General features: G+C 61.4%; 25 protein-coding genes and 1 pseudogene. 8 read left to right on the top strand and 18 right to left on the bottom strand.

Annotation, left to right across the window (positions count from 1 at the left end; translation table 11 throughout):
• The coding region (locus CW267_RS25190) for an aminotransferase class I/II-fold pyridoxal phosphate-dependent enzyme (RefSeq protein WP_133124758.1) at positions 1–357 on the top strand (357 nt) is incomplete at its 5' end.
• Positions 358–401: 44 nt separating this feature from the next.
• Here the strand turns inward: CW267_RS25190 and CW267_RS25185 are convergent.
• The 3 genes from CW267_RS25185 to CW267_RS25175 are packed head-to-tail and all read right to left on the bottom strand — an operon-like array spanning position 402 to position 2891.
• Positions 402–1070 carry a methionine ABC transporter permease gene (locus tag CW267_RS25185; protein ID WP_004892563.1) on the bottom strand — a complete coding sequence of 223 codons (669 nt, stop codon included), beginning with the start codon at positions 1068–1070 and terminating at the stop codon, positions 402–404.
• Positions 1063–2076 (bottom strand): methionine ABC transporter ATP-binding protein, encoded by a 1014-nt coding sequence (locus CW267_RS25180; protein ID WP_008805160.1) that lies wholly within the window; start codon positions 2074–2076, stop codon positions 1063–1065. Before CW267_RS25180 ends, CW267_RS25185 begins: the two co-directional genes overlap by 8 nt.
• Positions 2077–2084: 8 nt before the next feature.
• Positions 2085–2891, bottom strand: coding sequence for a MetQ/NlpA family ABC transporter substrate-binding protein (locus CW267_RS25175; protein WP_012968382.1), 807 nt, complete (start codon positions 2889–2891; stop codon positions 2085–2087).
• A gap of 220 nt (positions 2892–3111) precedes the next feature.
• Here CW267_RS25175 and CW267_RS25170 point away from each other — a divergent pair, with 220 nt between their 5' ends.
• Positions 3112–4287, top strand: a complete 1176-nt coding sequence (locus tag CW267_RS25170; protein WP_072122553.1) for an aminotransferase class I/II-fold pyridoxal phosphate-dependent enzyme — start codon at positions 3112–3114, stop codon at positions 4285–4287.
• Between the two features lie 46 nt (positions 4288–4333).
• Here CW267_RS25170 and CW267_RS25165 read toward each other — a convergent pair whose 3' ends face one another.
• Positions 4334–5368, bottom strand: a complete 1035-nt coding sequence (locus CW267_RS25165) for an NADP-dependent oxidoreductase (RefSeq protein WP_100781209.1) — start codon at positions 5366–5368, stop codon at positions 4334–4336.
• Positions 5369–5456: 88 nt separating this feature from the next.
• Here CW267_RS25165 and CW267_RS25160 point away from each other — a divergent pair, with 88 nt between their 5' ends.
• Positions 5457–6005, top strand: coding sequence for a TetR/AcrR family transcriptional regulator (locus tag CW267_RS25160; protein WP_100781210.1), 549 nt, complete (start codon positions 5457–5459; stop codon positions 6003–6005).
• Between the two features lie 56 nt (positions 6006–6061).
• Here the strand turns inward: CW267_RS25160 and CW267_RS25155 are convergent, their stop codons facing one another.
• Both CW267_RS25155 and CW267_RS25150 read right to left on the bottom strand, forming a co-directional pair.
• Positions 6062–6973: an NmrA/HSCARG family protein gene (locus CW267_RS25155; protein ID WP_100781211.1), complete on the bottom strand. Its 912-nt coding sequence runs from the start codon at positions 6971–6973 to the stop codon at positions 6062–6064.
• Positions 6966–7835 (bottom strand): MBL fold metallo-hydrolase, encoded by an 870-nt coding sequence (locus tag CW267_RS25150; RefSeq protein WP_162994835.1) that lies wholly within the window; start codon positions 7833–7835, stop codon positions 6966–6968. The genes CW267_RS25155 and CW267_RS25150 overlap by 8 nt, the downstream gene beginning before the upstream one ends.
• A gap of 87 nt (positions 7836–7922) precedes the next feature.
• On the opposite strand from CW267_RS25150, the gene CW267_RS25145 reads away from it, so the two are divergent.
• The gene (locus CW267_RS25145) at positions 7923–8846 is read left to right on the top strand and encodes a LysR family transcriptional regulator (protein ID WP_100781212.1); all 924 of its coding nucleotides are present in this window, start codon (positions 7923–7925) and stop codon (positions 8844–8846) included.
• A 19-nt stretch (positions 8847–8865) separates the two neighbouring features.
• Here the strand turns inward: CW267_RS25145 and CW267_RS25140 are convergent, their stop codons facing one another.
• Positions 8866–9771 carry a LysR family transcriptional regulator gene (locus CW267_RS25140; protein WP_039103215.1) on the bottom strand — a complete coding sequence of 302 codons (906 nt, stop codon included), beginning with the start codon at positions 9769–9771 and terminating at the stop codon, positions 8866–8868.
• Between the two features lie 138 nt (positions 9772–9909).
• Here CW267_RS25140 and CW267_RS25135 point away from each other — a divergent pair, with 138 nt between their 5' ends.
• Positions 9910–10839, top strand: coding sequence for an aromatic alcohol reductase (locus tag CW267_RS25135; RefSeq protein ID WP_086070939.1), 930 nt, complete (start codon positions 9910–9912; stop codon positions 10837–10839).
• Positions 10840–10864: 25 nt separating this feature from the next.
• Positions 10865–11071 carry a DUF1471 domain-containing protein gene (locus CW267_RS25130; RefSeq protein WP_004179576.1) on the top strand — a complete coding sequence of 69 codons (207 nt, stop codon included), beginning with the start codon at positions 10865–10867 and terminating at the stop codon, positions 11069–11071.
• Positions 11072–11121: 50 nt separating this feature from the next.
• Here CW267_RS25130 and CW267_RS25125 read toward each other — a convergent pair whose 3' ends face one another.
• Complete coding sequence (locus tag CW267_RS25125; protein WP_048964484.1) at positions 11122–12000, bottom strand: AraC family transcriptional regulator; 879 nt, start codon at positions 11998–12000, stop codon at positions 11122–11124.
• A 158-nt stretch (positions 12001–12158) separates the two neighbouring features.
• On the opposite strand from CW267_RS25125, the gene CW267_RS25120 reads away from it, so the two are divergent.
• The gene (locus CW267_RS25120; protein ID WP_086070940.1) at positions 12159–12914 is read left to right on the top strand and encodes an SDR family NAD(P)-dependent oxidoreductase; all 756 of its coding nucleotides are present in this window, start codon (positions 12159–12161) and stop codon (positions 12912–12914) included.
• A 4-nt stretch (positions 12915–12918) separates the two neighbouring features.
• On the opposite strand, the gene CW267_RS25115 is transcribed toward CW267_RS25120, so the two are convergent.
• Entirely contained in the window at positions 12919–13512 is a 594-nt protein-coding gene (locus CW267_RS25115; protein ID WP_086070941.1) for a TetR/AcrR family transcriptional regulator, read from the bottom strand.
• Positions 13513–13585: 73 nt separating this feature from the next.
• Here CW267_RS25115 and bdcA point away from each other — a divergent pair, with 73 nt between their 5' ends.
• Positions 13586–14299: an SDR family oxidoreductase gene (gene bdcA, locus CW267_RS25110; RefSeq protein WP_008805173.1), complete on the top strand. Its 714-nt coding sequence runs from the start codon at positions 13586–13588 to the stop codon at positions 14297–14299.
• A 66-nt stretch (positions 14300–14365) separates the two neighbouring features.
• On the opposite strand, the gene CW267_RS25105 is transcribed toward bdcA, so the two are convergent.
• The 9 genes and pseudogenes from CW267_RS25105 to CW267_RS25065 all read right to left on the bottom strand — a co-directional run.
• On the bottom strand, positions 14366–14860 hold the full coding sequence (locus CW267_RS25105; RefSeq protein ID WP_049139353.1) for a hypothetical protein: 495 nt from the start codon (positions 14858–14860) through the stop codon (positions 14366–14368).
• A 125-nt stretch (positions 14861–14985) separates the two neighbouring features.
• Positions 14986–15528, bottom strand: a complete 543-nt coding sequence (gene tssJ, locus CW267_RS25100; protein ID WP_100781213.1) for a type VI secretion system lipoprotein TssJ — start codon at positions 15526–15528, stop codon at positions 14986–14988.
• Positions 15506–16591, bottom strand: a complete 1086-nt coding sequence (tssG, locus tag CW267_RS25095; protein ID WP_086070943.1) for a type VI secretion system baseplate subunit TssG — start codon at positions 16589–16591, stop codon at positions 15506–15508. Before tssG ends, tssJ begins: the two co-directional genes overlap by 23 nt.
• Positions 16555–18309 carry a type VI secretion system baseplate subunit TssF gene (gene tssF / locus CW267_RS25090; RefSeq protein ID WP_086070944.1) on the bottom strand — a complete coding sequence of 585 codons (1755 nt, stop codon included), beginning with the start codon at positions 18307–18309 and terminating at the stop codon, positions 16555–16557. The genes tssG and tssF overlap by 37 nt, the downstream gene beginning before the upstream one ends.
• Positions 18310–18388: 79 nt before the next feature.
• On the bottom strand, positions 18389–19981 hold the full coding sequence (gene tssA / locus CW267_RS25085; RefSeq protein ID WP_086070945.1) for a type VI secretion system protein TssA: 1593 nt from the start codon (positions 19979–19981) through the stop codon (positions 18389–18391).
• Positions 19981–23406: an ImcF-related family protein gene (locus tag CW267_RS25080; protein WP_086070946.1), complete on the bottom strand. Its 3426-nt coding sequence runs from the start codon at positions 23404–23406 to the stop codon at positions 19981–19983. The genes tssA and CW267_RS25080 overlap by 1 nt, the downstream gene beginning before the upstream one ends.
• Entirely contained in the window at positions 23390–24529 is a 1140-nt protein-coding gene (locus CW267_RS25075) for a hypothetical protein (RefSeq protein ID WP_086070947.1), read from the bottom strand. The genes CW267_RS25080 and CW267_RS25075 overlap by 17 nt, the downstream gene beginning before the upstream one ends.
• A complete protein-coding gene (locus CW267_RS25070) occupies positions 24526–24783 on the bottom strand; it encodes a PAAR domain-containing protein (RefSeq protein ID WP_002902252.1) in 258 nt (85 codons plus the stop codon). Before CW267_RS25070 ends, CW267_RS25075 begins: the two co-directional genes overlap by 4 nt.
• Before the next feature lie 20 nt (positions 24784–24803).
• Positions 24804–25070 (bottom strand): annotated as a pseudogene (locus CW267_RS25065) (DUF2235 domain-containing protein); the annotation flags it as partial.

The following is a 25070-nucleotide window of genomic DNA, read 5'->3' as shown; positions in this document are numbered from 1 at the left end:
CGCAACTACTCCAGCCCGCCGGGGTTTGGCGCCCAGGTGGTATCGCAGGTGCTCAACGCTCCCGCGCTGAACGCCTTGTGGCAGGAAGAAGTGGAAGCCATGCGCACCCGCATCAGCGCCATGCGCGTCGCGCTGGTGACGGCCCTGCAGGCCGCCCAGCCGGAGGGTGATTTTTCCTATCTGCTGACCCAGCGCGGCATGTTCAGTTATACCGGCTTTAGCACCCGGCAGGTGGACATCCTGCGTGAAGAGTATGGCATTTACCTGATCGCCAGCGGTCGGGTCTGCGTGGCCGGGCTCAACCACGGTAATATTGCGCGAGTCGCCCATGCCTTTGCCGCGGTCTCCACGCGCTAAGCCGCTGTCCCGCGAACCGCGGTTACCCCGGGGCGGGACGACGGTTATTCGCGACGCAGTCGGCGAGCCAGGCGGGTGCCCAGCGTCTGAATGAGCTGGACAATCACAATCAGCACCAGGGCGGTGGTGAGGGTGGCAAAGGCGTCGAAGCGCTGATAGCCATAGGTGATCGCCAGGTCGCCAATTCCGCCGCCGCCCACCGTTCCTGCCATGGCGGTCGCACCAAGCAGGCCGATGGTCGCCGTGGTAAGGGCCAGAATCAGCGACGCTGCCGCCTCCGGCAGCATAAAATGCCAGACCGTCTGCAGGGGGGTCGCGCCCATCGCATCCGCGGCTTCGAGGATCCCCTCATCCACCTCCAGCAGTGAGCTCTCCACCAGCCGGGCAATGTAGGGAGCGACAAAAACGATCAGCGGCACGATGGCCCCCGCGGTGCCGATAGTGGTGCCCACCAGCAGTCGGGTAAAGGGCAGGATCACAATCAGCAAAATGATAAACGGCAGCGAACGCAGCACGTTAATCAGCGGATTCAGCGCCTGATGCACCACCGGGTTGGCCACGATGCCGCCGGGACGGCAAACCACCAGCACAATCCCTAACGGTACGCCGATCAGCGCGCCAAAGCCCAGCGAGACGGCGACCATAATCAGCGTGTCATGCAGCGCCAGCAGAAACTGATCGCCGGTAATGGCGGTATCAATAAGATCAAACATGGGTGATTTTCACTCCTGCATCGGCCAGATGGGTGATGGCGCGGTCGGTTTCGTCAGGCTCGCCGAGGAGTTGCACAATCATAAATCCCAGAATCCGGCCCTGAACTTCAGACATGCTGGCAAACAGGATATTCACCTCGACAGCATACTCGCGGATCAGGTGGTTAATGATCGGCTGCTGCGCCGTCGCGCCGATAAATTCGAGGCGTATAGCCCGGGCGCCGTTATCGCGCTGCAGGAGCGACGCCACACGCTGCGGCAGACGATCGTGCACCACCGACTGCACGAAACTGGCCGTTACCGGATGCTGCGGCTGGGCAAAGAGGTCGAAAACCGTCCCCTGCTCAACGATACGGCCCGCCTGCATCACCGCCACCTTGTGACAGATTTTCTGGATCACCGACATCTCATGGGTGATCAGTACGATGGTGATGCCATAGCGGCGATTAATCTCCTGCAAGAGCAGTAAGATCTGCACCGTGGTGTGGGGATCGAGCGCCGAGGTGGCTTCATCGCACAGCAGTACCGACGGGTTGGTGGCCAGCGCCCGGGCAATACCGACCCGCTGCTTTTGTCCACCCGACAGCTCATTAGGGTAGCTGTGGATTTTGTCGCTCAGATCGACGAACGCCAGCAGTTCCGCCACCCGCGCCTGGATAAAGGCCTTGTCGCGGCCTTGTAAAATCAGCGGGATGGCGATGTTATGGAAAACGGTTTTCGAATTCAGCAGATTAAAATTCTGAAAGATCATGCCGATATCTTTTTTGATGGCCTGCAGGCGCTGGCCGCTGCAGGCCTGTAGCGGCTCGCCGTTTAACAGCACCTCGCCCTCGCCAGGCGTTTCCAGACGATTAATCAGCCGTAATAAGGTGCTTTTTCCTGCCCCGCTGTAGCCAATAATGCCGAAAATATCGCCTCGTTCAATGCTGAGATTAATATCCTGCAGGGCCAGAACCGGATGTCCTTTCCTGGAAAAGCTTTTACTGACGTGGCGAAACTCTATCATCGCGTTATTCATTTTAAATAATCAGGAAGCAGGTAACCATCATACTGCGGATGGCTGAGAATATATTTTTTGAAATCGGCAGAGTGGTAGCCATCGATAATATCTTTGGCAAACTGCGCCTTCTGATTTTTACCGGCGACGGTCACGACATTAATAAAATGGCTGGTGGCTGCCTCCAGCTTTAATGCCGAGGTCAGGGACATACCGCTGGAGACGGCGAAATTGCCCTGAATCAGGCCATAGTCGACATCCGGCAGAGCGCGAACCTGCTGGGCATTATCCATCTCTTTAAGGACAATTTTGTACGGATTGTCAACGATATTGCGCTGCGAAAAAGTGGCGGGGTCGCTGTCCGGTTTGACCTTCACCCAGCCCAGACTCTGTAACACCAGCACCGCGCGATATTCGTTCGACGGCTGGTTCGGTACCGACACGACGGTCCCTGCCGCCGGCGTCCCCAGGGTGGTCAGTTTACCGCCGTACAGCCCCATCGGCGGCGTGGGGACCTGCACAATGCCCACGTTATCGATCCCCAGCCGCTCATTAATTGCTTTCAGATATACCGGATGCTGCATAATATTCGCTTCGATATCCCCGCGGGCTACCGCGTCATTCACCTGAATACCGTCGCTGAAATCCTTATATTCGATTTTATACCCTTTACTCAATAAATAGGGCGCAACGCCTTTCTCAAATTGTTCTTTGTACGGCCCGGGGTTAAAGCCGACGCGAATAAGATGTTCGTCGGCGGCGGCATAAAAAGAGGTGGCCGACAACAGGGCGAGAGTCATCCCGAGCGCAACTGACTTGTTCATAAGGTATTTTCCTGGAAGGTTGGCGATATTGAGCGATTAAATCACAGCCGACTGTGGGTTGTAAGCCAGAACGCCGGATTTCCTTTTGCTAATTCCTCATTAACTTTTGCTATATCGACATATCCTAAAAACAAGAATCCTTTGCGTTTTTTGTTATTTAGCCAGGCGCAATAAATCCCTTAAAGATGGCTAATTATTCGTGACTTACACCGGGAATGTTATGCCTGATTTTACTGCTTCGCCGCTGGTGGACGCGCTGGAAGAGAATCTGTTCAGCTTGCTGGAAAAACTGGCCGCGGGGGTCAACACCGAAGCGCTACCGCTGATCGATCTTTCCAGCGGCAGTCCGGATCAACCCACTCCGCCGGAAGTGATTGACTCGCTGCAGAGCGCCATTCATCGTCGTGAAAACCATGGCTACCCGTCGTTCTGGGGCAAACCGCAGGTCCGCGAGGCGATCGCCCAGTTCTATCGCCGGCAATATGATGTGGAACTCGATCCGCACAGCGAAGTCGCCGTGTTTCAGGGTTCGCATATCGGCATTGGCGGCATCCCGCGGGCGCTGCTCAGCCCCGGTCAATATCTGATCTCCACCGATCCCTGCTATCCGATTTACCGCTCAGCGGCGCTGCAGTCCCAGGCAACGTTTTATGGCCTGCCGCTCAGGGCGGAGAACCATTTCCTGCCGGATTTTAACGACCTCCCCCGGGAGGTGGCTGACAAGGCCGGGCTGGTGGTGCTTAACTACCCGCATAATCCAACCGGCGCCCTCGCCACGCCGGCGCTGTTCGCCAGCGCTCTGCAATTTGCCCGTCGTCACCAGGTGCCGATCCTCCATGATTTTGCCTATGCGGCCATCGGCAGCGCGGCCAGCGATGCGCCGCTGAGCCTCTTCTCCCAGCCCGACGCGAAAGCATGGGGAGTGGAAACCTATACTTTTTCCAAGACCTTTAATATGGCCGGCTGGCGCTTCGGCTTCGCGGTCGGCAACGCCTCGATTATCCGGGCGTTTAAAAAGCTGCACACCCATAGCTACAGCACGGTGTTTGGCGCGATTCAGGATGCGGCGATCGCTGCGCTCAACCTGCCAGCTGAGCGGATTGCGCAGCTGACGGCGGTCTATCATCAACGTCGGGAGTGGGTTCTGCGTCGACTGGCTGCGCTGCGCTGGCCGGCTCGTGCCGCACAAGGCACTTTCTTCCTCTGGCTCGGCGTGCCGCCCGGCTACCGTTCGCAGGAGTTTGCCCGCCTGCTGCTGCAGGAAGCGCATATTCTGGTGGCGCCGGGCACTGGTTTTGGCGAAGGGGGTGAAGGGTTCATTCGCATCAGCCTCACGGCAGGCGACGACGCGCTGAGCAACGCGCTGGACCGTCTCGCCCGGCTGGCGCTGTTTTAGTCCGCCGCCGGGAGAAGCGAAAAAACGTAACCCTGGCCGCCGGGGATTACTCAGCTGACGAGTCCATCACCGACAGCACAATTTTGCCCTGCAGATGACCTTGCACCGCTCGCTCGTGCGCCATCTGCGCCTGCGCAAGGGGGAAAACGCTGTCAATCGCCACCCGGATGACTCCGGCGTCCAGCAGGCCGGCAAGCCGGGCGAGCTGCGCGCCGCTGGAGCGCACCTGGGTGGTCGAGACCGTCACTCCGCGCTGTCGCGCCTCTTCCGCCCCGGCAAAGCCGAGCGGAAAAATCGGGTACAGCGCGCCGCCGCGCCGCAGGGTACGCAGAAAACGACCGCTGGCCGGGCCGCCCGGGGCATCGATGACCAGATCCAGGTCACGCACCGCCTCCTCAACCGCAGTGGTCGTATAGTCGATAACGGCATCGGCGCCGAGCTGACGTAAAAAGGCTTCATGGCGGCCCGCGGCGACGGCAATCACCTCGGCGCCCTGCCACTTCGCCAGCTGTACGGCGAAATGACCAACGCCGCCCGCCGCACCGTTGACCAGGACGCGTTTACCCGCCAGCGGCACCGGCCGATGCGGCCCCGGCTGCAGCGGATTCGCCACCTCATGCCCGGGATCGATCATGAACTGCCAGGCGGTGAGGAGCGACATCGGCACCGCGGCGGCCTGCTGATGGCTCAGGGTTAGGGGTTTGCGGGCCAGGTCGCTGACCGGTACGCTAACGTACTCGGCGTAAGCGCGGCTGCCCCCTGCCGCCCCTTCAGGAAATCGCGCCATGGCGTAGACTTCGTCGCCGACCGCCACCTCCCGGACGTCATCCGCCCGCGCCACCACCACCCCGGAGAGATCGGTCCCGAGGATCAAGGGAAAGCGGACCTCGGGCCGCCACTCCGGGGGCAGCTGTTGATAGCCATCGCGCAGATAGCTGTCCGGTGGGTTCACGCCCACCGCGTGCACCTGCACCAGCACCTCGCCAGCCTGCAACACCGGCAGTGGCGCATCCTCATAGCTCAGGACTTCCGGCCCGCCAAAGGCGTGCTGTTGAACAGCCTTCATCATCTGCGTCGACATCGCTTTCTCCTCATATGGAAATGCGTTATATTTAACGGAGCACTGTTCCGAATATATGGAGCAGTGCTCCGATTGTCAAGGAACGCCAATGAGAGCTGATGCCAGAAAAAATTATGATCTGTTGATCGACGTGGCCCGGGAAGTGTTTGTGGAGCAAGGCGCCGAGGCCTCGCTGCGCGATATCGCCCGCCGGGCGGGCGTCGGAATGGGAACCCTCTACCGCCACTTTCCCAACCGCGACAGCCTGCTGGAAGCCCTGCTCCGCAGCCGCTTTGCGGCGCTAACCGCCCGGGCTGAGTCGCTTCTGCTCGCCGCCGATCCTGCCGCGGCGCTGCTGGAGTGGCTGGCCGAGAGCGTGGCGTTTACCCATCAGCATCGCGGGATCATCGCCCCGATGATGAGCGCCATCGACGATCCTGAGTCCGCCCTGCACAGCGCCTGCGTTGCCCTGCGCGCCGCCGGTACGTCGCTGCTGACCCGCGCGCAGCAGGCCGGGCAGGCACGGCCAGATCTCAGCGGAGACGAACTGTTCGATCTGATTGCCGCGCTTGCCTGGCTGCGGGAGCAGCCCTCCCATGCCCCGCGCGCAGAGCGGATTTTAGCGGTGCTGGCCGACGCGATCCTGACTGCCGGCTAGCGGCGGCTGGTCACCGACGAGACAGCACGCCTGGCGGGTGACCGGAACGCCAGCCTTTAACGATCAAACGCCCAGCGGGCCCCGCTGGTCAGCGCCCGCTCGAAGGCGGGACGGCCGGGGCCTGCCAGCCAGCCGGCGAAGGTGTGCAGCTGCGGGTGCAGCTGGCGCAGGGCGTTGAGGTCGGCGTGCCCGGCCAGCCGCCCGTCGTCCACCAGCCCGGTCAGCTTGTGCAGAAAAGGACTGGCAGCCAGCACCTCATCGGAAAATCGCGAATAGGGGATCGGCCGTCCCGCCGCCGCGGAGAATAACCCCTCCAGCTGACGGCCGGTCACGCTGTCGCTGGCGATCTCAAACGTCTTGCCGGCAAACCGCGCTGGCGCGGCAAAAACCGCCGCGACAAGATGGCCGATATCCTCCACCGCCAGCACCTGCATCCTCCCCTCCGGCAGCATAAAAAAGTGAAAATGACCTTCATCAAGGCCAAAACCGGGCATCACCAGCAGCTCCATAAAGGTGGCGGGACGCACGATGGTCGCCGCCAGCGGCAGGCGGCGGATATGCCGTTCAATTTCCGCTTTGATGTCATAATGCGCTACGCCGGTGGGCGTCTCCCCCGCCGCGCTGCCGGAGCTGTACACCAGATGCTTCACCCCGCACTCGACGGCGAGATCGGCGATGGTTATCCCGTAGCGTACCTCCTGCTCATCGGTCACCGTCCCTCCCGGCGAACTGGGCTGGACGCTGAAGACGCCGTCGACCCCGGCCATTGCCGATCGCATTGCCGCCCGGTCTTCAAAGGTACCCACCACCAGCTCGGCTCCCCGTGCCGCCAGCGCGACGGCCCCGGCGGAGAAAGGATCCCTGACCAGCGCCCGAACCCGCCAGCCGCGGTGCAGCAGCGCCCGCGCCACCGAGCCGCCCTGCTGACCGGTCGCGCCAAAAACCAACACGCTTTGCGCATTATTCATCACTGTTCCCCTTATCTGCAGCCTGTTGCCCGGCCTCTCGCCAGCGATAGTCACCTTGCTTATCCTCCTCCAGCCAGCCGCAGGAAGACCCGGCAAAATGCCCGGTGAACCATTGAGCATGATGGCTGGCTCCCCACGCCATCATCTCCCGTCGCGAGGCTTCCGCCTGCCGGGGATCGCCGCAGAACGCTGAGTTCCACTGCGGATGGGCAAACTGGAGCGGGGAATGAAGGAGATCGCCGGAGAAACAGGCGTAATCATCTCCGGCGGCGAGGATCAGCGCGGCATGGTCCGGACTGTGGCCGGGGGTGGGAACAAAGGCGATCCGCCCGCCGACCCGCGGCCGGGCCGCCACATCGACGGTTTCCAGCTGGCCGGCCTCGATCACCGGCAGCAGGCTGTCGAGCCACAGCGCCCGGTAGCGTTCGCTGTTTTTCACCCGCGTCAGCTCTTTTGCCGAGCACAGGTAGCGGGCGTTGGGAAACAGCGGCACCCAGCGATCGTCCTGCCAGACGGTATTCCATCCGACATGGTCGGTATGCAGGTGGGTCAGTAGCACCAGGGTCACGTCCTCCGGGTTCACTCCCGCGGCGCGGAGATTCTCCAGATACGGCGTGTTAAGTTGATGATAGAGCGGATTGCCGCCGCGCTCCCGACCGTTGCCGGTGGCGGTATCGATAACAATCAGATCGTAGGGGGTCTGCACCACCCAGCTATGGATTGACAGCGCAATCGACTGAATAACGTTGTCCGCCTCCGCTACCGGGAACGCCTGTGGATAGAGCGCCGCCGGCTGCAGGGTCATCTCGCGCTCCGGCACTTTGAAAATCAGGCTATCGCCTGTCTGGTAAGTTTGCATCACACCCTCCGCGCGCATTGCGCTGGTTGATTTATCGGGGTGAGATTCACTATGCTGCCGGGATAACCCACATTCAAATTGATTATCATAATGAAGAAAATCATTGAAAATGATTTTAGTCGTATCGATCTGAATCTGTTGACGGTCTTGATGGTGCTGTACCGCGAAGGGAGCGTCACCCGCACCGCAGAGGTGTTGCATCTTGGCCAGCCGGCTATCAGCGGGGCGCTAAAACGCCTGCGCGAGATGTTTGACGATCCGCTGTTCGTGCGCAGCGCCAGAGGCATGCTGCCGACGCCGCGGGCGCAAGCGCTGATGACCGACCTGCAGCCGCTGATGGAAAACCTGCATTCGGCGATGTTTGGCGCCGGGGAGTTCGTCCCGGCGCGCGCACAGCAGCTTTTTCGCATCGGCCTCAGCGACTGGAGCGAACACTGGCTGATGCCCCAGTTGTTACCCGGGCTGATGCAGGAGGCGCCCGGGGTCTCACTGCAGTCGATAGCCGCCGACCCCTTCCAGGTTCGCCAGCTGCTGGAGGAGGAGCGCATTGATGTCGCGGTGTCTGTCAACAAACAGAGCCGCGGGGAGGTGGTCAGCGAGCCAGTGATGACCATGGGAGTCACCACCCTGTGGTCGCCGCAGCAGATCCCCTGTCGCGGGCCGCTGTCGGTGAGCGACTTTGTCGCCCGGGAACATGTGATGGTGGCCTATCGCGAAACCGGCCACGGTGAAATTGACCGCCAGCTCGCCAGCCAGGGACTCGCGCGGCGCGTGCGCTTTGCCACGCAGAATTTCTCCACCTTTCCCCTGCTGCTGACCACCCTGCCGCTGTTCGCCACCGTCCCGCAGGGGCTGGCGCAGCAATGGCAGGCGCAGTATGCGCTGCGCGCGGACGCTCCGCCGGTTACGTACCCGGAATTTACGCTGTGCATTTTGCGGCACAAACGGCGGGTGCAGGATCCGGCGCTGAACTGGCTGGTGGCGAAGTTAAAACAGGCCATGCACGGTCAATAACCGGGCCGATGCCCCGGCATCAGGCCTCGCTGAGCGGGGGTTGCAGAACGCGCCTGCTCCAGTCATAAAACGCGCGCACCGCTGGCGGCAGATAGCGGTTTTGCGGATAGACCAGCGACAAGGGAAGATCAGAAGCGGCCTGCTCCAGACAGGCGACCAGCGCCCCGCTCTGCAGATAAGGTTGCGCCAGATAGCTGGCGACGCGGATCAGGCCCAGCCCCTGAACGCCGGCCTGGATATAGGCATCGGTATCGTCGACCACCAGCGTCTCCTGCATACGGATCGCGCAGTCGCCGTCATTGAGAGAGAAAAGCCAGTCGATGGTCCGCCCGGTACGGTGGTTCAGGTAGCCCACCGCCCGGTGCTGGTGCAGATCGTCGATGCCCTGCGGCCGGCCGTGGGCCGCGAGCCAGGCCGGCGAGGCGAGGACCATCCAGCGGTAGCGAGCCAGAGGACGCGCCACCAGGGTGGTGGAATCTTCGATTCGCCCGGTACGGATCACGCAGTCGAATCCCTCCTGAATAATATCTTCCACGTTGTCGCTTGAGCAGAGGATCAGCTCCAGGTCGGGATACTGCTGCAAAAACTCGCCGATCCTCGGCAGAATGCAGTGGCGGGCAAGGGATTGCGGCATCCCCACTTTGAATCGCCCGGCGGGCTGAGCCGAGCGCCCGGGAAAAGAGGCTTCCATCGCCGCCATCTCGGCCAGCAACCGTTTACACTCCTCGTAGTACCGGCGCCCCTCCGCCGTCACGCTGAGCTTGCGGGTGGTGCGCTGGAGAAGCTGCGCCCCGAGCCAGGCTTCCAGCTCCTTCACCACCCGCGATACCGTGGAGCGCGGCTGCCCGAGCACCTCCGCCGCACGGGCGAAGCTGTGGGCATCCACAACCGCAACATACAACTGCATGGCATCCAGTCTGTCCATTTCGTACTCCCCCGGCAATTATTATCCCATTATCACGAACAGTCTAACCCGAAATCCTGTTCTTATCGAATGATGCCCGCCCCCCTACACTGAACCTGTAGCCAGTCAGTACAAGGCTTAACTGAGCAAGGAGTCAAAATGAAAACTGATAATCTTAATCATGAGAAAAAGGTATTGGTGCTGGGAGCAGGACAACTGGGCGCCGCCGTTCTCGATGCGCTGGTGCCTGCGGTGATCCAGCGTCAGGGCACGGTCTCGGTTATCGTCTCGCCGGCGGCCTGGGATGAAGCTGGCCAGCTGCGGTCGGCAAACCATCAGGCGCTGGCCGACGCCGGAGCCACCTTCCTCGCCGTCGACATCGCCGGTAGCGCCATGGAGACGCTGGCCGATCAGTTTCGCGGATTCACCACCGTGATTAACTGCATGGGGTTTGTCGCCGGTCCGGGGACACAGCTGAAAATTACCCGCGCGGTGCTGGCGGCCGGGGTACCCCGCTATTTTCCCTGGCAGTTTGGCGTCAATTACGATGTGGTCGGCAAAGGCAGCGGTCAGCCGGTCTGGGACGAGCAGTACGATGTCCGGACCCTGCTGCGCGCGCAGCGGGCCACGGAGTGGGTCATTGTCTCCACCGGGATGTTTACCAGCTTTCTCTTCGAACCAGACTTCGATGTAGTGAATTTATCCAACCGAACCCTTCACGCCCTTGGCAGCTGGGATACCCAGGTGACCGTCACCTCACCGGCGGATATTGGCCGCCTGACCACGGCGATTTATCTGCATCAGCCGCGGATCGTCAACGAGGTGGTGTTTGTTGCCGGCGAAACAACCTCTTACCGGCAGCTGGCAGATACCGTGGAGCGCGTAACGCAGCAGACGTTCAGCAAAGCCGTCCACACCCTGCCCGCCCTGCTGGAGCAGCTGCGGACAGACCCGGATGACGCCATGCTGCGCTATCGCGCCGCCTTCGCCCGGGGGGATGGCGTGTGGTGGCCGATGGGCGACACCTGGAATGCCCGCCACCAGCTGCCGACCCAGGACATTGCCGGCTGGCTGCAGACCGCGCGCTGATTTTCTCTCACAGGACAGAATGACGATGAACAAGTTAATTCCACTGATCGTATTGAGTTGTCTGCTGCCCCTGGCGGCAAATGCCAGAACCATCACCGCCACCGGCGATACCCTGGACCATGCGGAGAGCAAAATCCGCCAGCAGGCCGCCCGCGAGGGCGCGACTACCTATCGCATCACTGAAGCGCGGATGGGCAACAAAGTGCATATCACGGCGAAAATCGCGGACTAAACCACCGGCGTCAGGCTCAGGGATGAGCTGCCGCCTGCCCGCGCGCCAGGTCAGGCGCTCATTTTTTCCCGTCGACGATCGCGGCCCGGCGGCGCGCCGTACAGGCGAGCGTATTCCCGGGTGAACTGCGACACGCTGATATAGCCCACCTCCCCGGCAGCCTGGGCAATGCTCATCCCTTCCGCCAACATCAGGCGGCGGGCGTGGATCAGGCGTAACTGCTTCTGAAATTGCAGCGGCGACAGCGTGGTCATGGCGCGGAAATGACGGTGAAAGACAGAGACGCTCATCCCGGCGGCGTCGGCCAGGGCGTCGACGCTGACTGGCTGCATAAAATCCCGGCGCAGCATCACCACCGCCCGGCGGATCCGCGCTGAATGGCTGTCTACGGCGCCCAGCGCCCGAATGGCCGGCCCATGGACACTCTGCAACAGCCAGTAATGCAGCTCCCGCCGCAGACCTTCCCCCAGCACCGCCAGCGCCCCCGGTTGATCAAACAGCCTTGCCAGCCGGTAAGCGGCATCCGTCACATCGGCGTTCATCGGTTCGATACCAACGCGGGGCGCCTCATCCGGCCCTGACGGCCCGGCCTCCTGCAGCTCGCGCAGGATAGCCAGGTCCAGCTCCAGCACCAGCGCGTAATAGGGAAAACGCTGACTGGCCTCGGTGATCTGGCTGGTGGTGGGGACATCCGCGGCAATCACCATCGCCTCGCCCGGGCCATAGTCAAAGCTCGCCAGACCGGTGGTCACGCTCTTGCGCCCCTGGAGCAGCATGGCCACCAGCGGCCTGGCGATAGCCGCCTGTAGATCGCCAGGATGCAGGGCCCGCACCAGGGTGATGCCGGGAACCGGGGTAACCGCCACCCCGCTGCTATCGACATGAGCATCGGCAAACCGGCGGCAGAGATCGAACAGGGCGTCGCGCATAAGTTCCTTTCAGGCAAGTTTTAAAGCCTGAGTATGCGCTATTTCCCGGCAAAAGGGAGTGAACGGAGAGAAATGGGCAAAAAATAACAAGGATTGGGCAACCCGGCCCGGTGAGCCTCTCCTATTGTAAGGACTCCACATACCAGAGAGGACCGAACATGACTAAGATTGCACTTATTACCGGCGCCAACCGCGGCCTTGGCCGTCAGACTGCACTGGATATCGCCCGCCAGGGTGGGGATGTCATCGTCACCTGCCGCGGCAATCTCGAACAGACGGAAGAGGTGGTCGCCGACATCCGCGCCCTGGGGCGCAAGGCCATCGCCCTGCCGCTGGATATGGCGCAAACCGCCAGCTTCCCGGCCTTCGCCGACAGCCTCGGCAGCGCGCTGGCCAGCGTCTGGGGGCGGGGTACCTTCGACCATCTGATCAATAACGCAGGGCACGGCGAATTCGCCCCGCTGGCCGAAACGCGCGAAGCGCAGTTCGACGGGCTGTTTAACGTCCACGTTAAGGGGGTATTTTTCCTCGTACAAACCCTGCTGCCGCTGCTGGCAGACGGCGGACGGATCGTTAACTTCTCCTCCGGGCTGACCCGCGTCTCCTATCCTGGCTTCTCCGCCTACGCTGCGGCCAAAGCGGCCGTGGAGATGCTGAGCGTGTACATGGCCCGCGAGCTGGGCGGGCGCGGCATCACCGTCAATACCATCGCCCCCGGGGCTATCGCCACCGATTTTGGCGGCGGGCTGGTGCGGGACGACGCGGGGGTTAACGCGCAGTTTGCCGCCATGACGGCGCTGGGACGGGTGGGCGTTCCCGAGGATATTGGGCCGATGATCGCCAGCCTGCTGCGCGACGATAACCGCTGGGTGACCGCCCAGCGGATCGAGGTGTCGGGCGGACAAACCATCTGACGACTCAGGCTGGCAGGATGTGCTCCAGCGCCAGGCCTGCCAGCCGCACGGTCTCCAGGAGACGCGGCAGACTATCCCCTTCCCGCGCTTTCGCCGACAGGCCAAGCATCAGCGTATCCATATAGTCAGTCACCCGCAGCGCGTCCTGCGGGCGATGACGGGCGACATACTGCTGGATTTTGGCTCTTGCCGCAGCATGCCATTCGCCTGCCGCCACCCGGGCATCAGCATCCTGACAATGTACCCCCTCCAGCACCAGGCAGCCAGCGGCGGTCGGATCGGCCACATAGCGGCGAGCCGCCTCCTGTAGCACGGCGATGAGCGACGCCGCCACCGGCTGGTCGTCTCGCAGCAGGGCATCAATGGGAATGGCCCCGGTCTGGCTGTAGCGCTGCAGGACGCGGGTATACAGCCCGAGCTTGCTGCCAAAAGCGGCATAAAAGCTTGGGGGGTTGATGCCGAAAGCCTGGGTCAGATCGGCCACGCTCACCGCGTCGTAGCCTCGCGCGTGGAAGAGGCGTTGCGCCGTTGCAATGGCCTGTTCCGCATCAAACTGGCGGGGACGCCCCGGAGTACGTCCTGGTTTTGTAGTAGTCACTATATTAATCCTTGACAGCCTGTTTTGCCGCAGCATATTGTAATCATCACTACAATATCATGAGGTACGGGATATGACAGCATTTCACAACAAATCAGTGCTGGTTTTAGGCGGGAGTCGGGGAATTGGCGCGGCGATTGTCAGGCGTTTTGTCGCCGATGGCGCATCGGTGGTGTTTAGCTATTCCGGTTCGCCGGAAGCGGCCGAGCGGCTGGCGGCGGAGACCGGCAGCACGGCGGTGCAGGCGGATAGCGCCGATCGTGATGCGGTGATAAGCCTGGTCCGCGACAGCGGCCCGCTGGACGTGTTAGTGGTCAATGCCGGGATCGCCATTTTCGGCGATGCCCTCGAGCAGGACAGCGATGCCATCGATCGCCTGTTCCGCATCAATATTCATGCCCCCTACCATGCCTCCGTGGAAGCGGCGCGCCGCATGCCGGAAGGCGGGCGCATTATTGTCATCGGTTCGGTCAATGGCGATCGCATGCCGGTGCCGGGAATGGCGGCCTATGCGGTCAGCAAATCGGCCCTGCAGGGGCTGGCGCGTGGCCTGGCGCGGGATTTTGGCCCGCGCGGCATCACGGTCAACGTCGTCCAGCCCGGCCCTGTTGATACCGACGCCAACCCGGAGAACGGTCCGATGAAAGAGCTGATGCACAGCTTTATGGCCATTAAGCGCCACGGCCGCCCGGAAGAGGTGGCGGGAATGGTGGCGTGGCTGGCCGGTCCGGAGGCGTCGTTTGTCACGGGCGCCATGCACACCATCGACGGCGCGTTTGGCGCCTGATATCCCCGGGCGGCGATGCGCGCTTTGCACCGCCGCCGCGGGAACGTCATCGCCTGTCAGGGATCTTCAGGCCAGGCTGTCGACCGCCATAAAAAAGCGATCTTCGGTAAGCATAAGCCGCGCTTGCGGGGACTGGTGCGCCTTGCGGATCATCCAGCCATCCTCCGGGGCCAGGCTAAGATAAAACACCTCCCGGGAGCCCGTACCGCCGGGGGTCTCGAGACTCAGCGTCACGATCCCCTTTTCCACACCATCCAACAGCTGCTGCGGCACGATATTGACGCTGCGCTCGCCGTTTTGCAGACGAATGGCCGGGATATCGTAGCGGCAGATGCCGTTGTTGAGGCTGTAGCCAAGGGTACTCAGGTCGTGGAGATGGCGGGTCGACATCACCACCTCAATACCGGTTCCATCAAACCACTGACTTATCTGCTGAGCCAGCGCCGCCATCTGCTGACGAAACCTGGCGATATCCGCGGCGACCGACCCGTCGAGGGCCGCTGTCCGTCGCGGATTTTGCTGTTGCTGCAGTTTCTTAAAAAAACGTTCCCTCGCTGTCACGTTATCTCCCTGTGCTGTGATGAAACCGGTTGGGCTGGATGAAGATGGTTATCGCCCGTTCGCTGGTTACGAAGATTGAGGGCGAACTGGCGCGATGGCCCCGCCGCAAATGTTTGTTTTCGACGTTACTTCGCCGCTTCAGGCCTGAGCCGTAGCTGGTTGCGTTCGGCGGTGAAAATGCGCGGCTTGTCCGGATCCAATTCCTCACGCCCCAGCACCTGCTTCCAGGTATTTCTTTCGGTGTCCGGATGGCGGAACAGGCCGACAACCGCCACGAACGTCGCCTCCGCTTCCAGCGGCATATTCAGACTGGCATCCCCTCCGGGACCGATCACCACATCACGACTGGCGAGGAGATCGGCGGCGAGCAGAATATCCCCCTCCTCCAGCAGCTGCTGGTAAACCAGCCGGTCAAAGGTCTGGCGATCTTTAAGCTGATAGATGCGCACCACCACCGGTTCAGAGAGCGAGTGATTCTCTCTGGCATCGGTGTTGAGCGCTTCACGCGCGGTAAAGTCCAGATGCAGCGTAGTAATTTTCTTATAAAAAACGGCGTTGAAGGCAGTTTTGGTCCCCTCCGAGACGCGCTGAGTGAGCCCGCACCCGCTCAGACAAAGTGCAAGCAGGGGCAGCAGGCAGGCGGTTTTAGTCAAACTTGTACGTAACACGTCGGTTTCCTTGTAGAAAGGTGGCAGGCTGCAGGCCCGTATAGGTACCCAGCTCGGTGGTAAAGGTCTGAGGAATATCGTCCTGACTCTCGCCCTCCCCCACACCCAGCACGCCGTTCATACCGAGCCAGAACGGCTCGTCCCCCAGCGACGGGACAGCCAGCAGTCGGGTCGGCGCGGTCAGGGTGATGTTGGCCCGGAATCGCCAGCCGAGGTATACCCGCAGCAGGATGAGAAAGTCCCGAAACAGCGGGCCGTCAGGCTTCCAACCCTGCGCCTCCGCGGGATTGTCGGTGGTAAGGGCGACGAGGAGCTGGCTGCTGGCATCCATCGCTTCGTCACCCAGCGGCGTGTTGCCGTCCAGTAAGAAGTCGTCATCGCCGTAAAACCCCAGCGGCTGACTGATCGCCACCGGACGCAGGCTGTACGGGCTCACCCTGACGGTGGTCTCCGGGGCCAGCAGGGTGACCAGCGCCTGGATCCCCTGCTGGGTTTTGCCAGGCTGCCGCAGCACGCCAGTTAGCGCCAGAAAGCGCGACGCCGGCGAAGCGATATGCTGCGTCGTGCCGGGGATGCCCAACCCCGCCAGGCCCAGCAGCGACTGCGAGAGACGATCGGTGCCGCCAGGCTCAAAGGTGGCGGGCCAGGAGTATTTCCGCCAGATGCGGTAAAACTGCGTCATGATCCGGTGGCTGAAGATATCCAGTAAGCCCTGCAGCGCTTCATGCCCTTCCCTGCGCTGGGCGATATCATCGAGATATGCCGTCGGGAGCGGCGAATCGACACCGTACAACCCCATAAAGGTGGTGCGAATGACCGGCGGCCTGCTGTCATCGGCCTCATCGTATTCCACGGCTTTCAGTTCGCTGGCGGGAAATCCCATTCCCGGATGCGGGTAAAAACGCACCGGATCGTCAGCCGGATGGCTGGTTCCCCCCATCAGCGGTTGGCCGGGACGTCGCTTTTCCAGAAGCTGGCAGAAGCGGTAAAAATTGATCCGCGGCAGGTCGGCCTCCAGCCGTGGGGTCAGCCGGGAATGCGGCGGCTGTGCTTCTCTTCCCATTCCAGTCGTTCTCCGGTTGGTTGCAAAATGAAAATCAGGCGGTTGAACAAGTAGATGTCGGTGTAGAGCGCAAAGAAGCGGCTAAGCATCTCGCCAAACAGGCATATGTCGCCTCGTCCGGCAAAGCCGTGACTGTCGAGGGTGACTTCAATCTGCACGCCACGCACCAGATGGCCCTGTGCAAAGCGCTCTGTCGCGCGGTGATTCACGTCGAGGATGGCTTCCAGACGCCGACGATTCATCTCGCTGTCGGTCCATTCATACAGCGCCAGGGTGCCGCGCAGGACTTCAGCGTTGTCCATCAGGGAAAGAAAACTGCTGCCCAGATGGCTCAGCACCCGCCAGTGAAAGCGGTCCTGGGCCGGGGGGTAGCACGGCAGCGTTGGTGCGCAGAGGTTACGCACCGCGACGCTGGCGGAAGTGGTTTTCATCACCGTATCGAGCACGGTGCTCTGCAGCGCACGACGCGGCAGCTGGCCGTTGGTTCCGGTGAGGGTCAGCGACAGGCTTTCGTCTTCCGGTACGGTATGATTGTCAAAGGCTTCCCCGCCGACGATAAGCCAGGTGTTGTACAGCCCGGAGGGGCCACGGCGCACCCGGGTATGATAGTAATAGTCCGCCGCGTCATGACGCATCATGCCGCCTTTGTGGCGAAAACTTGAGAACGGCGCGTAAACCTGCTGGTGCGAGGAGATCACGGAATCGACGGTGTAAATTTCGGTGTGGCCGTCCTGCACGCGCATCGGGCGCAGCGGGTATTCGGTCTGCAGGGAATTGATGGTCAGCGGATCGGACTCCAGCGGAAACAGGTTGATCACTGGCACGCAGTGCAGGCGCAGCTGCTTTTCGCTGAAGCGGAAGTCATGTTCCCAGCGTTCCGCCAGCACGACGTCGATTTCAAACCACGCCAGTCCGGCCGGAAAAGCCACCGTCTCCAGCCCGCGCAGATCGATGAACATGAACTTTTCGCGGAAGGTAAAATACTCCAGCAGCAGCTGGTAACCGCGAAAACTGCGGCCATCTTCAGGCCAGAGGCTGTCCTCCTCGCCAAATCCCAGCGCGCTGAAATACCCGTCCAGCGGCCTTCTGTCCACCTCATCGGACATGCGCAGCCACATCCGGGCCACATTGAGGGTAAAGGCCTCGTGAATGGCGCAGGCCAGCGGCGCATCGGCGTTACAGTAGAGCGGGATATGACTGAGATCGACCCGGCTCCAGTCCGTCAGCTGGCTGCAGTTAAAGCGCAGCGTGATCACCGACCGGCCATCCGTATCGGTGGCCAGCCGGGCTAGCTCAAGGGATAACGGCTGCAGAGCGATCGCTTTGGTGGTGGTGTACCGGCAGCGCGTGCCCTTTTCACCGATCGGCCGGGAAAGCACTTCAAAGCCTTTGACCATCGTCATCGGCTCTTTCATTTCCGGCCAGTCGGGGGTGAATTCCACGACCGACATCGAGGGAATGGTACGTAAATAATGGGGCCACAGCAGACTGACCACGCCTTCGGTCAGCTCAGGCAGATCGTCATCGAGTTTCTCGCGCATGCGGCCCATCAGGAAGGCAAAACCTTCAAACAGACGCTCGACAAAGGGGTCGCGAGCGCCCGCTTTGTCGAGATTGAGCATTGCCGCCTGCTCAGGATGAGCACGGGCAAACTCTTCACCCGCTTCCAGCAAGTAGCGCATTTCAGCGTCGTAATAACGCAGGGTTAAATCGTCCATAAATCACCAGAATGAGTAATAGCTTTCAGATATGCAGAAAACCGCAGGTGCAGGGAGTGCAATGTGAATGATGCGTGAATTATGCGCACAGCACCGCAGCGCGAGCGGGATCCAGAGCGATAAGCCCGGCAAGCAATGACTCCATTTCTGGCAGCAAGCGATTTTTTTCTGCCTCACTGCGCCCGGCCTTGCCTCTGAGCAGCCGGAGTCGGCGGGCTTTGACCTCAAAGATAAGCTCCGGCTTCCATTGTTCGAGCGTCATTTCCCGGGCGCGGCTGTCGAGTTCCGCCAGCAGATGCAGCGCCATTTCATTTTTTCCGTACTGCTCGCTGACCCGCGCCATCAATAAGCGCATCAGCCACCGATTGCGGCTGGTGGTATAGCCCGGCTGCGCCTGTAACCAGTTCAGCGCCGACTCAATACCTTCATCGTCCGCGCGGGTGAGCACTTCTGGCTCCAGCGACAGCACCTCATCAGCGCTGGTCGCCGCCATTACCGGCTCATCTTGCCATCCGGCCATCTCATCCAGGACACATTCGTTAAGCCAGTTGAGCGTCACTTCATCGGCGAATGGCGTACCATCGTTAAACGCCAGGGTTTCCAGCCCCGGCAGACGAGCCAGTAGCCCTTTCATATCCCGGCACAGGATATCGGCACGTACACTGTCAGCATCCAGTTTCAGCAGCGCCTGCCAGGCGTACCACTGCACATCCAGCCACAGATGGTTGACGCCTTGCGCCAACAGCGTGTCCGTATGCTCCAGCAGTTCCGACCAGCTTTTCTGTAAATACAACCGTTTAAGATGGGCTTTACTCTCAGGCTTGGGAGGCAATAGCCGGGTCCGGCCGGAGGCATCCAGCGGCGGTAACTCCGTTAACGTATCCCAACGCACACTCTTCATCAGATGATGACCTGCCAGCCATCCGCCGGGACACTCGCGCAGATATTTCGCCAGCACCTTAGCCTGATCGAGCAAATCACGACCTGACGTGACGGTATGCATTACCGGCGCGGTGTCCGCATGTTGGGGTAGCAGATCGTGTTCTTCGCGGCTGGTCTGCGGCACCAGACTGTGGGCTCCGCCGCTTTGCACCAGGCGGTTCTCCAGTATCTGATATAGCCCGGAAAGATCGGGGCGAGATGCTTCAGCCAAGCCGGAAAAAGTGGCTTCCGCCAGCAATAACGCCCCGATAATGACCTGCATAGTGGTCATGTCGACTTCCGGATAAAGAGACAGACTGTCTGACATCCGGCGACTGCCAAGCCATTCCAGCGCCGATTTACAGCTACGTTCACGCTGGGGATGGAGCATAGCCTCAAACCGCTCAAGCATTGCCGCCAGCAGCGTAACGCCCTCCGCCAGACCGCTCTCGCCTTCCCGCTGCAGACGCGCCCACACGTAAAAGGTGATCACGCGCAGATCCTTGCAGGTCTGAGTCAGCAGTTTTTCTGCCAACTGGCAAATCAGTACGGTATCGACACCGGAGATCTTATTGACCTCCTCGCGGATACGCTGAAAATCATCGTCATAGCCCGGATCGCTCCCGGTGGGCTGGCTATCACTGATTGGCGAAAGCCAGGACTGCCACTGCGCCTGACGTGACCGGGCCTGCTGGCGCAGTACGCTTTCATCCAACTGACTGGCGGCAACCAAATTTTGTAAAATGCTCATTATTCCATCTCATCCATGTCACTATTCCCTACCCCCGTCGTCAGGGCCTGTGCGCTCTCAGCCGCATCGACAGTGAAAATCTGATCCGGCAGGGTCAATCCGCGCAGCGCCAGAAGCGCCAGCGGGCCACTCCCAAGCTGGGAGCGCAATACCCACTGCAGGGTGCGGCCATCCGGAGCGGAGAAGCTCATCATCCACTGGCTGCGATCCAGCGGATGGCGTTTACCCTGCTCCAGCCAGCGAATAAAGCCCCAGGTACCGCTGTAGTCACCGAACAGACGCGTGCCCGCATTGACGGTGGTCCAGGTCAGCAGAGTGCCGGGTTTATACGTCTCCCCCGGCCAGCGGAAAGTCTGCCAGTCGGCCATCTGATTGAAATAGCGCAGCTTTTGGCCGTCTATCGTCAGCTGTGTCTCGACAACCTCCGGGGCAGGCCTGGCCTGTAACTCAAAGCTGATCCCCTGGCTGCCGTCGGTGAAAAGAATGTCGGACAGCTGGCTTAGCTGGTCGATCGCGCGCAGAAAGGCCGGATTAAAGACCAGGCCGTGACTGTTGACCTTATCCGGCACCCACTGACTACCTTCTTTATGCAGGACACCGTTCAGCTCCGTCGTGAGAAAACGTTCGATTCGCCCGCTGTCTTTGCGCACAAACTCAGCCAGCATCGGCAGGGAGGCGTCGCTTTTGCTGGCGGCAAACGGAAAGCGTCCGTCAAAGGCGGTGTGCCAGTTGGCGACCACCGAGCGGCGCCATTTATCATTCAGACTGGCCGCCGACGGCAGAAGCACGGTTTCCCAGGCCTGAGTCAGCGGCTGCACAAACAGAGTATTACCGAAGCCACTCCACTCTTCGCCAAGGCTTGCCGAAATCAGGCTACCGTACTGTTGCGTGTCGGTCAGGTCGACGCTTTTCCCCTGGAAGACGGTCTGCGCCAGGGTCTGCATCATCACCTGCGGATCGGAAGCATTCGCAACCTGCTGCAGGCGCAGGCGCACGCGGGTGATACGGGTCAGATAGGTTTGCAGGCTCAGGGTGCTATCGGCCGACATGACGTTGCTGCCCGTGTTTTTCCCCATCAGCTGGAGCAGTGGGCCGAACGTGTCATCCAGAGGCCCCTGCGGGCCGGCTGCAGACTGGTCGATGACCGGCTTGTCTTTCCCGCCCACCAGATCTTTGGCCGATTTAATAAGGCTGTCCGACAGCCCCTCCCTTTGTTGCCCCGCCTGCCCCTGCCAGGCAAGGGTATTCATCAGGGCAATCAGCGGCGACTGGCGGACATCGCTAATCAGCGTGAGCTGGTCGGTAACATCGGCGATATTGGTCGCCGGATTAAGTCGCAGACTGTTGAGAAAATTCAGCCAGCTGCCGGCGAAATCGGTGAAGTAGCGTCGGGTCAGACGCGCTTTCAGCGCCTCCGGCGACAGGTCTGTCGACATCGTTTTGCGCGAATCGCTCAGCACCCAGTCGATTTCCTCCCGGCGCGAGCTGGCTGCCTTATCAATGGCCTGCTGAATGCCGCCTTCCCATGCCTGGCGGGTAAACATCCCCGGGACCACTTCATCGGTGGTAAACAGGCGGCGCGCATCGGTGCCACTGGTCATGTCTTCCAGCGATACATCGGCAAAATTACGACGCACGGATTTGAGCATGTTCTCATATAAGGTGCTTTCGGCATTGCGGCGACCTAGCTGCTGCAACAGAACCTGACGGCTCTGACTCACCCGTTGCGCATCCGGGATGATCTTCCACTCTGGCCGCTCGGGCAGCAGGGAGAGATAAAAGGCCCACAAATCCGGCGCCAGACTTTGCCACAGACCGGTCGAGATCCCCATTCGCGTCGGCTGGACCGCTTTCATGGTCTGCGCGAAAAATGCGCCATCGGCTTTATCCGGACGAGCCATCATCAGCCAGGCTTTCAGCTGGTCATAGCCCGGTTTCGCCAGCTGGGCTCGTTGGTCGCTATTGGGGGCGGAGTTGACCAGCGCGCTGAGCGCCTGCTGCAACGCGGCATTGGCCGGGTCACGTATCAGGCGATGATTTGCCACACCGTACCAGGGCAGGACGGCGTTTAATAGCTGCTGATGATGGTCCAGACCAAAGCGCCGATACCAGGGCGCCCCCTTCTGCCCATCGTGCACGAGACGGCCGGCCTCATTGCGCAGGGCATGGAGGGCCGTCAGTTGATAGTCAGAAACGGAGGGGTGGGCCACCAGGTCGCGGGCTTTTCCCGCTACCGAAGCAATCTGACTGTAATTGAGGGCAAAGGAGAGCAGCAGTCCCGCCGCCCACAGGCCGAGGATGGCCAGCAGACCGCACGCCAGGCCCCGCTCCCACGCCATTCCCACGTGATGCCCGCGTAAACGGCGGCAGTCATCGACGATCCCTTGCCAGGTCGCGGGCAGCGTCAGGAGATGAGGCTGGCCCGCAGGCGAGGTATCCGCCTCCTGATACGGATCTACGGTACGAGGCTCTGGCAGGCTAAACATCAGGCCTCGCAGCGCAAGCCGCTGCCGCGAGGCGGTCAGCCACGGCGCCAGCTGCCAGCGCCATTGCGCGATCCCCCCGTCGATAAGCTGCTGTCCCAGACGCAGCAGAAAGTCGTGGCGGGTCTCCTCCGCGATCTGGCGCATCCCCTGCTCCCGCAGCGTGGGCAGCATCTGCGCAAGCTGACGGGCGACATCGTCCTCAGTGGCGCGCAACGGGAAGCTAACCCCTACCGCCTGCACCGCGCGGTCAGCCTGCGGCCACTCACTGTCGCACAGTTTCCACAGCCAGACCGGGGCGGCATAGCGCAGCAGTTCGCTGATTTTTTCCAGCCCGCGCAGGTCGCTCTCGCTTATCTGCGGCGTCAGGGTCAGAGACGACGGCATCACCCGCACAATCCCGTCCAGAGGACGGCCACGGCGCAGCTTGCGCAGCGCGGCGTATTTTTCTTGGTCGGGCTCTGTGATCAGGTTACCGCCGTAAATCAGCACAGTGCGGTTACCTTCAAGCCACTGCTGCTGACGCAGACCAGGCGCCAGTTGTTCGATTGCTGCATCGTCCCCGGTAACCAGCAGCAGGCGGACTTTGCGGCGCCAGCGCAGGCGGTAACGTGCGTGAAGGTGCTTTTTCAGCGGGGCATAAAGGGCTTCGCGCCCGGCGGGCCTGGTGGGTTGCCGCACAGGCGCTGCTGAAGGCTTAACCTTATCTTTTATCAGCAGTCGAAAGGCCATAAACCCCAGTACCAGCAGGCTGAGTGCCATCCCCCAGATAATAAAGCCCGTGGCGATAAGCGGGCGCAGCGTTTCCCACTGCGTGGCACGATCCATCGCCCACAGCCACCATGCCAGCCCGCCCAGGAGCACCAGAAGCGTGACCGCAGCAATACAGACGATAACCGTAGCCGCCACAGAGATAGCGGCAGGTTTATTGACGTTGTCCATCAGGTTTTACAATTCCAATTGCGAGGGTATTCAAGGGATCGCGGGCTAGCCAGCCACACGGTTGTTGGTAGTGCGCGGCGTAGATCGCCGCCAGCGACAGAACGGTCAAGCCTTCCATCTCGCCGATGTCTCCCCAACAGGCATCCTGGCGATACAGGTTAATATCCCAACCGCTGTGCGCCAGCGCTTCCAGTCCCTGCTGAAAAAACAGCGCACAGGCTTCCGGGGGGCCGCTCAGTTCGTTCTGCTCCAGCACACGAGCGGCTACAGCAGTCAGGGCCTCCCCTTTTTCTGCGCAATAGGTTTCCCCCCTGGTCAGGTGCACCGGACCGTCCCGTCCGGCGAGCCACAGTACCGCAGACTCTCCGGCGGGTTGCACCGCCCCCGTCCGGGCGACAACCACCTGACATCCGGCGATAAGCACAGTGTCATCGGGGTCAGCTTCCGCCAGAGTGTGTGCTATCTCCGCGAGGCTGGCCTCCCCACGCCAGGCATACGGGCGTGAGGGTAGTGTCATCTGCGCAACAGTGAGGGTCATCTGTGCACGAAACGCCTGCCAGGCGAGCTCCGTTCCCTGCCAGTAGCAACGCAGCGGCGGCGTAAGCGTTCTTTCACTGCGCTGTCGTTGCCATTCCATCACCAGTAGTTCCGCCAGCCGTTTTTCGCGGGCGATAGCCTCAGAAACTGAAAGGTATGGCGCTCGCAGCGCCCTGCCGCCGCCCTCGTTCTCTTCCTCTGGCGGACGCTGGTGACGGCTTAGCACCCGCAGCCAGTCAGTGGTCGTTTTGCCCATGGGCCCCAGCAACAGACCTTCCTGTAACCCGATCGGCTGCCGATGCTCCGCCCACCATTGCTGTTGTTCGTATGCTACCAGTTGGTCATAGAACCTGGCGTTATGCACGCTCATGCGGTAGTACAGCAGCCGGATCAACCAGCCGGTACCCGCCAGCACCAGAGCCAACAGGATCCCGGTGGCGGCCAGGGCGCTTTTTCCTTCTGCCGAGGGAAGTAAAGCGCTGACCCCGCCGCTAAGCAGGACCAGCAGGGCCGAAGCCGATAGCCACCTGGCCGTACCAGGCGGTCGCGCGTCTCCGTACGGGGGATACTCCGGTACCGGCCTCACTGATCAACCCCGCAGTCTGGGTTAGAGCTGACCAGCGTGCAGCCGCAGGCGCAGCGATGACCGTGCAGCGCAACCGGCTGGCCATCAATCGTGGTTCGTGCGCTGCCTTCAGCAATGGTCGTCATACCGTGTTTGTTACACTTGACCGGGTCGCCCTTGCAGGCGAATCCCAGACCAAAACACTGATAATGCCCCATCAGCACCCTGCCCCCATACTCCCGCAGGGTATCGCCTTTGCGAATGACTTTATTCATCGGATCCTCCTTATCCGCGTTCAGACCGTTGTCGTCAGAACGTCCTCCAGCCAGCTGGCCGGCAGCGCGGCTTGCCCCCGCGCCAGCTGCTCTTCCGCTTTCCGCGCCTTTTGCTGTGCGACAACGGTTCCCGGCTCGTGGGTAAATGCCCGCAGCTGCGCCCCTCCGGGCAGCTCCGGCAGCGCTTCCCCGGTTATCTTGTCCAGCACCGCCACCTCCAGCGAGCGCACGGCGCCTGTCGCGGCCAGCCCGGCCAGCTTGCCGGTCAGGCGCTTTTGCCGGAAACT

Source organism: Klebsiella sp. X1-16S-Nf21, from assembly GCF_002837615.1.
In the GTDB taxonomy this organism is placed as follows: domain Bacteria; phylum Pseudomonadota; class Gammaproteobacteria; order Enterobacterales; family Enterobacteriaceae; genus Klebsiella; species Klebsiella variicola.
This window is presented reverse-complemented; position numbering and strand designations above follow the sequence as displayed.